Below are 13,453 nucleotides of genomic sequence, written 5' to 3'. Positions count from 1 at the left end.
TGGATTACTTAAGCGGCCAGGGCAGATCGACGGCGTGCTGCAGCAGCCCCGGCGGGAAGTCGCGGTTCAGCGCGCCCGCCATGACACACATCAGCGCAATGCCAGCGGCGGTCAGGATCAGCGTCTTGGGCCATCCGGCCTGCGCGCGAACCCGCAGGAACGACACGAGGAAACCCAGCAGCGCGAGGATGAAGCCGATGAAATACGTTGCCACGATCAGACCCAGGAACCACGCCAGCGTGCTCCAAAGGCCATAAGGTGCATCTGCATCTTCTCCGGCCAGTTCCTTGTCGGCAAAGACAGCATCGGTTTCGGGGCGCAGGATCATCTGCACCAGCAGGATCAACAGGGCCGCCAAGGTGATGCCACCAATGACCAGCGGCACGATCTTGTCCGTCATGTTGTAGTCGGGGATCATGTTCGCGTTGATCAGCGCGGCGACCACATAGGCCATGATGATCAGCAGGAAGACCATTGGGGCGCGCTTGGAACCCGATTTCACATCGCCTTCGGCCATGATGGATTTCGCCTGACGCAGGCCCAGCACGACCGAGACAACGGTCACGATCAGCAGCACGATCACGATGGGTGAGAAGATATAGCTCATGCCCTCTTCGAACGAGCTGCGGAACCGGAAGGACGCGATCTGGAACGCCTGGTTGGAGAATTTCTCGACCGGGTTGGACAACACGAAACCGATCAGGAAGGCGGGGCGCGACCAGTCGAAGCGGCGCAGGAAAATGCCGATCAGGCCGATTGCGAACAGCGCGAGGATATCTTCGAAGTTCTGACCCGACTGGAACGCCGCGAAAGAGATCAGCATGAAGAGGAAGGGCGCGAGATAGGTGAAGCGGATGGTGGTCAGCTTGGCGATGCCGCCCGACGCCGCGATGCACAGCAATGTGCCAACCACGTTGGCCAGCGCCAGCAGCCAGACGATGGAATAGGTGATGTCCAGGTTATCGCGCAGCATGGACGGGCCGACTTCGATATCGCCGGACCCCAGCAGCGCGATGGCGCCGATGAAAATCGCCATGGAGCCGGAACCCGGAATGCCGAACAGCAGGGTAGGGACAAGTCCGCCGCCTTCTTTGGCGTTGTTCGAGCTTTCCGGCCCGATCACGCCGCGGATCTCGCCCTTGCCGAACTGGCTCTTGTCCTTGGTGGTCTGAACGGCATGGCCATAGGCGATCCAGTCGACGACCGAGCCGCCGAGGCCCGGGATCACGCCGATGACGACTCCGATCAGAGAACAGCGGACCGAAAGCCATTTGTTGGCAACCCAGTCCTTCACGCCTTCGCCCCAGCCAGCGCCCAGCTTGGCGTCCTTGGCGATGGAACGGTCCTGCCGCAGCAGCGAAATGATTTCCGGCACGGCAAAGATGCCAAGTCCGACAATCACCAGCTTCAGCCCGTCCGTGAGGTAGGGGATGTCATAAGACGCCATGCGCAGCGAGCCGCCCGCGTCCGCCTCACCGATGGTGCCGATCAACATGCCGAGGCCCGCCGCCGCCAGCCCCTTGAGCGCGACACGACCGGCAAGGACGGCGACCATGGACAGGCCAAGGATCGAGATCATCAGCATTTCCGGCAGGCCAAAGGCCAGCACCAGTGGCCGCGCCACGATGATGAAGATCGTCAGGAAGGCCGCGCCGACCAACCCGCCGAACAGCGACGAGGTGAACGCCGCGGACAGCGCTCGCGCCGCCTGACCTTTCTTGGCCAGCGGAAAGCCGTCGAGCACCGTGGCCTGTGAAGCGGAACTGCCGGGAATGCCCATCAGAACAGAGGCGAAGGTGTCCGAGGTCGGCACAACGGCCACCATGCCCACCATCAACGCGAGGCCCAGAACCGGGTCCATGCCGAACATGAAAGGCAAAAGCAGTGAAAGCCCGGCGATGCCGCCAAGGCCCGGGAAAACACCCACTGCCAGGCCCATCACCACGCCGAGAACGAGGTATCCCAGGACTTCAGGTTGTAGAATCAGGGCCCATGCCTGGCCAAGCGCAGGCAGGGCGGTGGCGAACATTTCCATCGCACCGGCTTTCGATTTTGAATGTTGGGAAAAATGATTCAGACGGCCCCGCGCCGATCTGGCGCGGGGCCGCAGGGGTGGTGCTTATTTCAGCGACACGCCGTAGGAGTCTTGCAGCCAGTTCTTCACGAAAGCTTTCGCCTCGGGCGACACGGTCGTGCCGGCTTCGGTGGCTGTTTTGGCGTTGGCGCCGACGAAGACCTCGTATTTGCCGACGCGCTTGCTGGCGATTTCCGGGAAGTCCGGACGGTTGCGCACTGCATCAAACGCGTCAGAGTAGGTCTTCGCGACGTCGTCCGGGGTGCCGTTGGGCAGGAAGGCGATCTTTTGCACCGGGAAACCGGCCACGAAGAAAGCTTTCCATGCATCCCATGCTTCGCCGGAGGTCTCGCAGCCATCTGTGGCCTCGCAAACTTCCTTGAAGGTCGGAATATCCGGGAAGGTCGGGTCACGCACGATGTTGCCCGCGTCGTCCAGCGCACCCCAGGTCATCATCGGCACGGCCTTGCCCTGCGCGACCAGCTCGGCGGAGGCACCGAGGTAAGCCGACGAGGTCTGGTAGTCGATGGTGGCCTCGCCGCGTTCGAACATCAGGCGACCGTCACCGCGCCCCTTGATGCCAAAGACCGGCTCGACGTTCATGCCAAGCATTTCCCATGCCAGCAGCGGTACGAGGTCGAGGCGCGTCGCCCCCTGCGAGCCGTAGATGAAGTCGACGTCTTTGAGATTGTTCGCGGAGCCGTCAAACTTCTCGCCGTCTTTTGGGTTGAGGTACGCGACACCGCCGGTACCGGACGACATGACCGGCACCCAGTCGGAATATTCATAACGTACGCGCGGATCATCCAGCAGGAAGGGGAACTGGGTGGACCCGGACGTGCCGAAAATCAGAGTGCCCTCATCATATTCCTGTTCCTGGAACCAGTTCGCACCCTTGGTGGAGCCTGCGCCCGGCATGAATTTCACCACAACGGTAGGGTTGCCAGGCAGTTCTTCGGACAGAAGCGGCGCAAAGAAGTTGGCCCATTTGGCCGAGCCCCCGGTTTCCGAGAACGGGATCACCCATTCAACCGTCTTGCCGGAAAGGTCGATCTCGGCGAGCGTCGGGGATGCCAGAAGGGTGGCTGCGGCAACTGAGGCTGCGAGTGTCTTGATGGTCATTGGTTTCCTCCCGTAGACCTGTCGCGCCGGGACAAAGGCCCGACGGTTCATGTATTTCGTATCAAGGGAATGATTCCCTCCTCCAATGTCGGCACCATGCCGTCTCAACCTTGCGCGAAACTTGCGCATCATGACAAAGATGTAGGCATGCGTATCGCTGTGATCGAAGATAACGAAGCATTGGCCCAGGGGATCGCCTTTCGGTTGCGCGGCAGAGGCCATGCGGTGGACCTTCTGCACGATGGGTACGAGGCGGACGCGTTCCTGTCTCGCGAAGGCGCGGATCTGGTGGTGCTGGACCTGAACCTGCCGGGCATGGACGGGATAGACCTGCTGCGCGCATTGAGACTGCGCGGCGACGGCACGCCGGTGATCCTGCTGACCGCGCGCTCTGAAACGGCGGAGCGGGTCGCGGGGCTGGATGCCGGAGCGGACGACTACCTGACGAAACCCTTCGAGATGGATGAACTGGAAGCGCGGCTGCGCGCCATGGCCCGGCGCAAGAACCTGGAATTCGCGGCGCGGGATACATTGGGGCCGCTGGTTTTCGACCGGACGGGCCGCCAGGTGCTGAAGGACGATCAGCCGCTCGACATTCCGCGCCGGGAGATCGCGACGCTGGAATGCCTGTTCGAACGGCGGCGGCGGATCGTGTCGAAGTCGGAACTGATCACCCATGTCTACGGCACCGGCTCCGACGCAGAAGACAGCGCCATCGAGCCGCATGTCTCGCGCCTGCGCAAGCGGCTCGAACCTTATGGCATCAGGATCAAGACCGCGCGCGGACTGGGTTACATGCTGGAGATTGACTCTCCATGAAGTCGATGTCGCTGCGTCTGCGGCTGTTCCTCGTCATTTTGCCGCCGTTGTTCGTGGTCTCGGCGCTACTGGGATGGTGGCGGTTCGAGGTGGCGCAGGAAACGTCGGAGGAGCTGTTCGACCGTTCCCTGGTCTCTGCGGCCCTGGCCATTTCACGCGATGTGGCCATTTCCGAAGGGGATGCGCTGTCGCCCAGCACCCGGCGTGTCATCTCGGATGCCGGGGGCGGCGAGGTGTTCTACCACGTCACCGGTCCCGGCGGCGTCTACGTGACCGGCTATGCTTATCCGCCGCGTCCCGAAACGCCCGTCGCACGGGATCTGCCGTTCTACTATTTCGCGACCTACCGCGGCGAGGACATGCGCGTCATGCGCATGATCGAAAACCGCACCATCGGAACATTGACCGGCGACACGGTCGTGACGGTGTGGCAGCGCGTCAGCGACCGCCGGGCTTTTGCCCGGGAACTGGCCTTCCGCGCAGCGGCGCTGATTTTCGGTTTGATGGCGGCGCTTGCCTTGATCATCTGGTTCGGTGTGCAGATAGGTCTGCGCCCCCTGAATGATCTGGAGGCCGCGATCCGACGACGCTCTCCCGAAGATCTCGGCCCGATCCGCCGTGCGGTGCCGCATGAAGTGTCTGATATCGTTTCGACGCTGAACCGTCTTTTGGGGCAGGTTCAGGATAGTTTCGAGGCGCATCAAGCCTTTATTTCGGATGCAGCGCACCAGTTGCGCAATCCCGCAGCTGCGATCCTGACCCTGGCCGAAGCGCTTCCGCACGTGCATGACGCGGCGGAGCGGGCACACTGCGAAGAACAATTGGTAGATGCGGCCCGCAAATCCGCGCGGCTTTCAGAACAATTGCTGTCCCTGGAACGCCTGCGATACGATGAAAGCACAGGGATGGCACCTTTCGACCTGAACACGGTCGTCGAAGATGTCTGCCGCGCCTTCGCCGCCAAGGCGCTATCTCGTGATCTGGACTTTGCTTTTGCACCGTCCGAGGAACCTCTTTTGGTTCTTGGCAATTCCGTTCTCGTTGGCGAGGCCTTGATCAATCTTCTCGAGAATGCGCTGAAGCATGGCGGAGGAGAGATGACCGCAATCAACGTCCGGACATCTTCGGACGAGGAGGGTGTCATGATCACGGTCGACGATGACGGGTTCGGCATTCCGCCCGACAAGGTCAGCACAGCCTTTCGCCGTTTCTCGCAGTTGCAGTATGGCGAGGGGACCGGGCTGGGGCTTGCCATCGTTGAACAGGTGATGGTCAGACACGCAGGACGCGTCGATCTTGTTCCGAGCGAGACGGGAGCGACGTTTTGTCTTTGGTTTCCTCGCGTCGTAAAGGCCTGAGACACGAGCATCATTTCAGCCGCGTGTGCACCGTGGCTCGGCCAGACGACTGCGTGCCGGATGGTCAGGACATTGACCATCCGATCTGAAAGGTCCCTCGGAGGGACACCACTTGAAACACTCTCACGCCATGTCCTGAAAACAAGTGGGGTTGAGACCGGCATCCGCTGCGCCGAATAGGGAGGTCGGCTCTGGTCCGATCTAAATCAACTTTTCGGCGCTCATCAGGACGCCGTCGGCATCGGCGTAGATCCAGTTTCCCGGGGCGATCCGAACTCCGCCCAGTTCCACAGTCCCACCGACCTTGCCGAGCCCATCCTTGGCACTTTTCACGGGCGAGGTGCCTAATGCGAAGACCAGTGTATCCATTGCAGCGATCTCGGCACTATCTCGGATGGCACCGCTGATAACAACACCTGCCCAGCCGTTGGAAATCGCCAGATCGGCCAACATGTCGCCGAGCACGGCGATCCGGGTCGAGCCGCCAGCATCCACGACAAGCACGCGCCCCTCTCCGGGTGTTTCCAGCTGTCCACGCAAGGCCGTGTTGTCCTCGAAGCACTTCACCGTTTGCGCCGGGCCGCAGATGTGGGGTTTCTGGCCATAGCGGCAAAACGGAAGATGCACGAGCCGCAACTTGGTGGCATGTTCGTCGATGAGGTCGGCAGTTTTCATTGGATAGATCCCACGTCCAGTGTCGCCGCAGAAATCGCGACGTGTCTCGGGCACTTTGACACAGGTCGAATACGAACCACCACCCGCATATGCCTCCGCCGACGAACTGGCCACGAATATAAGGGGAGTGGACAGCTCAAGCGCTTCGACCGAATTCGACATTTTTGGCAGCGCATCTTATGTGTGCCGCACCCGGTGCCAATGTTCATGTGATTGCAAACGGCGCGACGTTGACCCGGTGAAGCCTGGATTTGAACCCGATCACGCACAAGAAGGTAGATCGAGTAGCCCGCTTCGCTCCGCGTATCATAGGACCTTGTTTTGTCGACCCATGCTGCGCGCGCTTGGAGGGGTTGCTTCCGGGACGCCGAACCGTCGCGATGTGCATCAAGCCGAGGGTCGACTTTGGGCGGGGCGTTGTGCAATTCTGAAGCAACTGTGCCCAGCGCCAGTCGCATCTATGGGAGAGCGAGCTGGGCCACAGGCGCTCGCGCGGCTCTTTTCACGGCAGGCTGCATACTCATTCTCAGGAATGTCTTTCGTGGCTTTCGCGATTGATTTCCTGATCGGCGACATGCGGGGTGCATCCAGCACGCCCATGTTGAAATGCGAGGCCCGGCTACGCCACACGGCGCAATGATCAAACATTTCGCCAGACAGAACCCCGGGCGAAACAGCCCATTGAGCGGCGCTGGCGGATCAACTGGCTTAGAAGGACGTCGCCCCTGCGTGGTGATCGCCTGTCGGCTGTGGGTGGGCCAGACGGCGCAGGTGCCTCAGATGTGACAGCTTCAAGCTTGGGTTCCTGGAGACGCGAAAGCCTATCACAGCAGAAAAACACGTATCAATTCAAGGTACTGAGGCAGTCTATCCTGCCCTCGGCTGTGTTTCGAAGCTGCTTTGGAGTATCGCAAGTGGCGGGCAGGGCATGGAAACCACAACAGCGCTCTGAGTGCGTTTGCGAATATCCTTGGAGTGGCCTCTCCAACCGCTCTTTGTGCTCGAAAGCTGCTGGAGAGCGCCTTGGGGCCGGGTGGCGATGGGCTTCGGGTCCGGTACATCTGCGATGACCTGAAGGGAAGCCTTCTGTGTGCCAGCGGAAATTCGACCGCGCTGCCCATCGAAGCTTGACTTGTACGACATGACCGATCCTCGGGAATCGCAGCGATACGTCGAGGTGGTCATCTTCGATCACATAAACGGCTTATAGAATCCGCGCCGTTGCCACTCTGCACCGGGTTGGAAAAACCTGTCGCCTTCGAGGGAGCGGTGGCCCGAACGAGCACCTGTGGTGCCGTTAAGGCGTGACAGACCCAACTTGGCGCGGCACGCTGATATTGCGAGCCAGTCAGCAGTTGCACGTCCTGCGTGTCAGAGTCTTTGGAATGGCGATCGGCTCACAACGAGTGTGCAGTGCAGACGCGACAGTTGCGTGAGGGCCCGTCGGGTCAGGCAGCCGCAGGGTGCTATATTGCGTTATTGGGAAGTTAATAAATCTTAGGGCTTTGTTCGGCGCTTTCTCATCGTTATTCATAAGTCTATGAAAATACGTCACAACAAACTATTGTCACGGTGCCTGTCAATCGATCTTGAGGTCGATCCTTCCAATGCGAAGATCTTTGGCCTTGCGGCCGTGCGGAGTAATGACCGGCCGGCACTGAAAACGATGGGAGAGATTTCCGAGGGATTTCTTGACCAGCTCGAGGCGCAGATTGGTGATGTCGCGCATTCGATTGGCCACAACATACTGAAGCACGACCTGGAGCATCTTCTCGCGAGGCGGCCCGGTATCGGCAAGCTCACTCAGGCGCCAATCGACACGCTGTGGCTGAACCCGCTGGCCTTCCCGCGGAACCCGTACCACCACCTTGTGAAGCACTATCATGACGGACGCCTGGCCTCTGGACATGTGAATGATCCTGAGTTGGACGCGCGTCTTGTGTTCGAGGTGCTCGCCAACCAGCTGGATGCCTTTGCAAAGATGTTGGAGGTCGAGCCTGACGCATTGGCTGCATTCCACTATCTGACCACGCGAATGGAACGCGCCGGCGGCTTTGATGCCGTGTTTTCCTACGTGCGCGGCCGGAGTTGTCCAAGCTATGACGAGGCCAGTGCTGCGATCATGCGTCTACTTGAGGCGCGCGCCTGCGGATTGCGTGTCGAACAGACGCTGCGACGCCTGAGCAGCCCTCAGAACGGCTGGCCGATGGCCTATGCGCTGTCCTGGATCACTGTGGCAGGCGGCGATTCCGTCATGCCACCTTGGGTCCGGGCGCAGTTCCGCGAGGCCTCGCTGATCGTCAGGCATTTGCGGGACACCTCCTGCGAGGATCCGACCTGCGGCTGGTGCGCCGAGCAGAACGATCCAGTGCGCGCGCTAGAAAAATGGTTCGGGTTTCCCAGTTTCCGCCCCAAGCCGGTAGACCCGGAGGGGCGCCCGTTGCAGGAACGCATCGTAGACGAAGCCATGTCAGGCAACAGCCTGCTGGGGATCTTGCCGACGGGGACGGGCAAATCGCTGTGCTACCAAGTGCCGGCGCTGTCACGGTTCGACAAGATCGGGGCACTGACAGTTGTCATTTCACCACTTGTCGCATTGATGGCGGATCAGGTTCAGGGGATGGAACGCGCTGGTATCTCATGCTCGGTCACGATCAACGGCATGATGTCCATGCCGGAACGTCAGGATGCGCTCGACAAGGTCCGGATGGGCGACGCCGGGATCCTCATCATCTCTCCCGAACAGCTCCGCAGTACCTCGATCCGCAGCGTTCTGGCGCAGCGTGAGGTCGGCCTCTGGGCCATCGACGAGGCGCACTGCGTGTCGAAATGGGGGCATGATTTCCGGCCGGACTACCGCTACCTCGGTCGCTTCATAAAGGAGTTCTCCGGGGATCAGTCACCTGCGCCTGTGCTCTGCCTCACCGCGACCGCAAAGCCCGAGGTGGTTGCAGATATCGTTGAGCACTTCCAGACCAAGGCCGGGATCGAATTGCTGCCACTTGACGGGGGCGCCTCGCGGACAAACCTGGCGTTCGAAGTGCGACCGACGAACAAGGCGTCCAAATTATCCGACGTCATGAGTGTCCTCGATGAACTGCTGCCTGCCGAGGGGCGCTCCGGAGCCGTGATCTATTGCTCGTCGCGCAAGGAAACCGAGCGGGTGGCCGAATTTCTGAAATCGCAGGGCGTGGACGCAGCGCATTTCCACGCCGGAATGAGCGCTGATGACAAGCAGGCCGTTCAGGAACAATTTCGGGTAGGCGCGTTGCGCGTGATCGCCGCGACGAATGCCTTCGGCATGGGGATCGACAAGCCGGACATCCGGCTGGTCGTCCATGCCGATATCCCGGGGTCTTTGGAAAACTACCTTCAGGAGGCCGGACGCGCAGGACGGGACCGGGAGGATGCCCATTGCGTCCTGCTGTTTGCCGCTGACGACGTGGAGCGCCAGTTCCGCCTGACAGCCAGTTCGCGCCTCGCCCGGCATGAAATCGGAGCGATCCTCAAGGCGCTGCGCCGGATCGATGAACGCACCAAGAAAACCGGCAAGATCGTTGCGACGTCGGGTGAAATCGTGCGATCCGAGAAAGACTTGGAGTTCGAGCGAGACAGCGCCACAGATGACACCCGGGTGAAGACTGCCGTGTCCTGGCTGGAGGAAGCGCATCTTGTTTCCCGAGAGGAGAACCGGGTTCAGGTGTTCCCGTCGTCCTTGCGGGTGCGGTCAGTGGATGAGGCGAAAAAGCGGTTGGCCGAGGCAGACCTTACGTCGGCGCATCGCAAGCAACTTATGGCCATCGTGGCGCATCTGGTGTCGGCACCGGCTGACCAGGGCGTGTCGACCGATGAGCTTTGCGGTGTCGCGGGGATATCACCCGGTGCGCTGCCAAAGGCCATGGCGACTTTGGAAACGCTTGGCATCTCACGCAACGACGTGGCGATGACGGTTTTTGTCCACGTTGGCGTAGCCAAATCCTCGATGCACAATCTGGCTCTGGCGTCGGCATTGGAGTCCGACCTGATTGCCCTGATGCAGGAACACTCGCCGGATCTGGACGACCGCGCCCCTGCGCCGCTGAACCTTGCGGAGACCTGTCAGAGCCTTCGGGACAAGGGCCATCCCGATGCGAGACCTGATGCGGTCGACAAGCTGGTACGAGGCATCGCCCAAGATGGGCGAAGCCAGGATGGCGGGCGCGGGAATATTTCCTTGCGCAAAGCCAGCCGTAACACGTTGATGGTGACTTTGGTACGTCCTTGGAAGACGGTTGAAGAAACGGCAAGGCTGCGCAGGCTGGCGGCGGAGCTGCTGCTGAATTATCTCATCGGGCGGCTTGCCAAGGGCGTACGGGGCAAGGATCTTCAGGTTGAAACGACCATCGGAGATCTTCTGGCACAGTTGACGCAAGATGCCTTTCTGAACTCCAGCGGCGTGCGCGACATGACCAAGCTGATGGAACGGGCCCTGTTGTGGCTGCATGAGCAAGGGGTGCTGACGCTTGGCAAGGGGCTGACGGTGTTTCGCTCTGCCATCACGGTTTATATCGATCCGGCCGGGGGCCAGTTCACCCAAACGCATTTCACGCCGCTGGAGGATCATTACGGGGAACAGACACTCCAGACCCATGTCATGGCGGCCTACGCTGAAACCGGTTTGCGGTCCAAGAACGATGCGGAACGTCTGTCCGAGGATTATTTTCTGCTCAACAAAGAGCAGTTCATGAAGCGGTGGATGCCTGGCATGGGCCGCGAGGTGCGACGCCAGACCACCAGTGCCTCTTGGGAGGCGATCGTAGAGAAGCTGGGCAATAAGGGGCAGCAGGAAATCGTGACAGATGACCGGGACCGGACGAATGTCCTGGTCCTTGCAGGGCCGGGATCAGGCAAGAGTCGTGTCTTGGTTCATCGGATCGCCTATCTGCTGCGCATGAAACGCGAGGACCCGCGGGGCATTCTGGTCCTCGCCTACAATAGGCACGCGGCGGCCGAAATCCGCGTGCGGTTGCGCGCTTTGGTCGGGGACGAAGCCATCGGCGTCACGGTCTGCACCTGCCACGCGATGGCGATGAAGCTGGTCGGGGCCAGCGTCATCGCCATCGCGTGCTGACAGTAAGGACTTCGATGACATTGTGATGGAAGCGGTGCGCCAACTGGAGGGCGAAGGTCTGTCGAAATCCGAAGCAGAGGCGCAGCGGGACACGCTGATCCAGGGCTATCGCTGGATCCTTGTGGACGAGTACCAGGACATTGGACCGGAAGAGTATCAGCTTATCTCCGCGATTGCGGGAAGATCTCTTGATGATGCCGACCTGAAGCTCAGCCTGTTCGCTGTGGGAGACGACGATCAGAACATCTATGCCTTCAACGGAGCCTCCGTCGGTTTCATCCGCAAGTTCGAAGAGGATTACAAGGCGCGGCCGGCGTTCCTGGTCGAGAACTACCGGTCGACCCACCATATCATTGCAGCGTCCAACGCGGTGATTTCGGCGGCACCGGATCGGATGAAGCTGGACCACGAGATCAGGATCAACGCGGATCGCAGGCGTGATCCTGAGGGCGGAGTCCTCGCACAGGCGGATAGTGTGGGGCAGGGCAGGGTTCAGCTGCTTAATGTTCCCGCGGGCGACGGGCCCCAGGCGATCGCTGCCGTCGATGAGATGATACGGGTGTCGAAACTGGATCCGGATTGGTCCTGGGCCCGTACAGCCATCATCTCCCGCGACTGGAAAAGGCTTGGCGCGGTTCGAACATATGCTGAAAAGCAGGGTATCAAGGTAGAAATGGCCAACCAGGACCTGCCGAACATCTGGCGACTGCGCGAGACACAGGCGCTGGTGGCAAGTCTTCGTCGGCGACAGGGCGAGCTGCTGGGCGTTGCCGACATCATCGACCTCCTTAACGAACAGTCGGGCAACAAGTGGGTCGACCTGTTGGCAGAAGGCATCGCCGAACTGGCGAAAGAGTTGAAGACCAAGACGATGCCAGTTCCCGATATCATCGAATGGTTGGCCGAATGGTCGCGTGAGACACGGGGCGAGCAGCGTGGGCTGCTCCTGCTGACAGCGCACCGGGCCAAGGGGCTTGAGTTCGATCATGTCGCTATTCTGGATGGCGGATGGGACAGGGCATCAAAAAAAGAAGACCGTGATGCGCCACGCCGACTTTTCTACGTGGCAATGACGCGTGCCAAGAAAAGCCTGATCGTCATGACAGCGGGGGAGCATGCCCTCCTGAAGCCCGGCAGTTCCTCCGTGGTTGAGAGACAGCTCAGACCCCTTTCCCCGGCTGCAGGTCTATCTTCGAAGGTCTACCATTTGCCAAACCTCAAGCATTCGGACCTGTCATATGCCGGTCGGCAAGGGGATCGGAACGAGGTTCACCGTGCAATCAAAGAGTGTCGGGTCGGCGACCCGCTGCACCTGAACTATCAGGCTCCCAACTGGGAGCTGCTGGACCGTCACGGCCGCCTCCTGGGGCGCATGTCGAAGGCATGGGAGCATCCGCCGGGGCAGGTCTTGCTTTCCGGTGCGGTTGGAGCTGTGGTCCAGTGGCGCAAATCGGATGGTGACGAGCAATACGCGCACTATGCGCGCCGAGACGACTGGGAGACCGTTCTGCCTGAGCTGGTTTTTGCTCTTCCGGGCCAAGGGTTCCCTGCAGAGACGTTGGCCGACAAAGCTGTCGGGAGTGTTGTCGTTCAGGCCAACCCTGCTGATTGCTCGGAGGCCGGTGCTGCGCAGTTTGTGACAACTGCCAAGTCCGATAATTTGGCCGCACTCGGTGCGCTTGTGCAGCGCATCTATAGCGAAAGCGGGTCGTGGGAAGAATTTATCGCCAGCTTCAAAGAACGTGGCTTTGCAGTGGCCCTCAAGGGTGAAGGCCTCGTGCTCAAAGACGGAACCGATGGGCGCGAACTTTGCAAGATGTCTGCGTTGGGCCTTAGCTACAAGGCGATGGTGCAGGGCTTCGAGGAGGGGTTTCCCGGCCATCGACCTATGAATAGCGATAGCCGAATTACGCATGCTTGAGGTCGTCCGCGTTGACATCGAAACGGCGAACCGTCGGCCCCGTTCTGCCGCCGCAGATCTGAGCTGAGGTCTTATCACTCGGAATTCAGCTGAGCTGCTTCAACACCGGCCAGCATTTGACTGGTGTTCGACGTTGCGAGTGGCGACGACTGTCAGGGAAAGTTGTCCACCGAATTTCAAGTCCCACACTCTCTGAGGGGCAAGGCGCCGCGCACCTAACCCGTCTGGAAATAAATTTTGGCGCATCCTTGCCCATATCGAACCGGAATTGCCCCTTGAGAGCCTGCTTCTGACGCCAGAGAACAGCCTGATCAATCAAAGCCTTGATCCGGAGCTTCTAGGCCACTGTTTTGCTGGGACGCCCGCGGAATAGG

The 13,453-nt window shown here is 60.4% G+C and carries 5 protein-coding genes and 1 pseudogene; 3 read left to right on the top strand and 3 right to left on the bottom strand.

Annotated features, from left to right (window positions below; genetic code table 11):
* Nucleotides 1-4: 4 nt before the first annotated feature.
* The gene (locus J4E08_RS04205; RefSeq protein ID WP_349537411.1) at nucleotides 5-2,035 is read right to left on the bottom strand and encodes a tripartite tricarboxylate transporter permease; all 2,031 of its coding nucleotides are present in this window, start codon (nucleotides 2,033-2,035) and stop codon (nucleotides 5-7) included.
* 84 nt (nucleotides 2,036-2,119) lie between these two features.
* Nucleotides 2,120-3,196: a tricarboxylate transporter gene (locus tag J4E08_RS04200; protein WP_349537410.1), complete on the bottom strand. Its 1,077-nt coding sequence runs from the start codon at nucleotides 3,194-3,196 to the stop codon at nucleotides 2,120-2,122.
* Between the two features lie 147 nt (nucleotides 3,197-3,343).
* Here J4E08_RS04200 and J4E08_RS04195 point away from each other — a divergent pair, with 147 nt between their 5' ends.
* Complete coding sequence (locus J4E08_RS04195; RefSeq protein WP_349537409.1) at nucleotides 3,344-4,015, top strand: response regulator transcription factor; 672 nt, start codon at nucleotides 3,344-3,346, stop codon at nucleotides 4,013-4,015.
* On the top strand, nucleotides 4,012-5,373 hold the full coding sequence (locus tag J4E08_RS04190) for a sensor histidine kinase (RefSeq protein ID WP_349537408.1): 1,362 nt from the start codon (nucleotides 4,012-4,014) through the stop codon (nucleotides 5,371-5,373). Before J4E08_RS04195 ends, J4E08_RS04190 begins: the two co-directional genes overlap by 4 nt.
* A 201-nt stretch (nucleotides 5,374-5,574) precedes the next feature.
* On the opposite strand, the gene rraA is transcribed toward J4E08_RS04190, so the two are convergent.
* Nucleotides 5,575-6,048: a ribonuclease E activity regulator RraA gene (gene rraA / locus J4E08_RS04185; protein ID WP_349537407.1), complete on the bottom strand. Its 474-nt coding sequence runs from the start codon at nucleotides 6,046-6,048 to the stop codon at nucleotides 5,575-5,577.
* Between the two features lie 1,540 nt (nucleotides 6,049-7,588).
* On the opposite strand from rraA, the pseudogene J4E08_RS04180 reads away from it, so the two are divergent.
* Nucleotides 7,589-13,079, top strand: a pseudogene (locus J4E08_RS04180) (RecQ family ATP-dependent DNA helicase).
* Nucleotides 13,080-13,453: the final 374 nt, after the last annotated feature.

Origin of the sequence: Sagittula sp. NFXS13, from assembly GCF_040148795.1 — a bacterium.
Classification (GTDB): Bacteria; Pseudomonadota; Alphaproteobacteria; order Rhodobacterales; family Rhodobacteraceae; genus Sagittula; species Sagittula marina.
Note: the sequence above shows the minus strand (reverse complement) of the source record. Positions and strands in the feature narration are given on the sequence as shown.